We start from the raw sequence: 735 nt of genomic DNA on the forward strand, positions 1-735 counted from the left end.
GTAGCTGGTGGGTTCGCTGCCGCCCTCTTCTTCCAGGGCCTGGGGCTGTTTGCCGGTGTGGGTGATGGCGGTGAGCAGCCATTCCCGGTTCAGGGTCTGGCTGTCGTGGTCCTGCAGTTCCACTTTGGCGCCGGGGGTGAAATCCGGGCGGTTGCTTTTGCCGTTGGCCATGGCCGCGTCGTTTCTAAGCGCATCCAGTTTGTTCTGGGTGAACGGCTGGCCGCTGGCGTCGGCTTTGTAGCGGCCGGGGTAGTCGTAGTGTTGGTAGTCTTCCCGGTGGTTAACACCGCCGGCACTTTGCTCATGCATCAGGGCGTAGGCGGGGTTCTTGAAGGTGTAGTCCTTCATGGCCACGGAGGCGGCTTTCACCCGTTCTTCGTAGGCGAACTGGAACACGCAGGCCTGCTTTGTGCTACCACCGGCTTTGGTGTTGCAGGTAACCGGGTCCAGCTTCGGAGCGTCGCCGTGGTGGTCGGCAAGAATCAGTGCTGGTTGTTCTTCACCATCCACGCTGCCGTGCTGGTAGCGGTAGTGCCAGCCTTCTTCGGCGGCCAGGCGTTCCAGGAACTGCAGGTCGGTTTCCCGGTGCTGGACGCAGTATTCCCGTTCTTCCGGTGGGCGTTTGAAGTCGAAGATGGAATCCACAATGCCCCGCTCTTCGAGCAGGGTGCGCACGATGGCGTCGGTGGTCTGGGTCTGGAAGATGCGGCTGTTGTGCATCAGGCCCAGGCGCCA

At 61.9% G+C, this 735-nt stretch carries 1 protein-coding gene; it reads right to left on the reverse strand.

All coding sequences use genetic code 11. The features are described 5' to 3' along the window. Positions 1–735, reverse strand: a 735-nt coding sequence (gene tssI / locus JIF53_RS11475; protein ID WP_199452526.1) for a type VI secretion system tip protein TssI/VgrG, incomplete at both ends; no start/stop codon positions are given.

Origin of the sequence: Marinobacter sp. bablab_jr008, assembly GCF_016464145.1 — a bacterium.
Taxonomy (GTDB): domain Bacteria; phylum Pseudomonadota; class Gammaproteobacteria; order Pseudomonadales; family Oleiphilaceae; genus Marinobacter; species Marinobacter nauticus.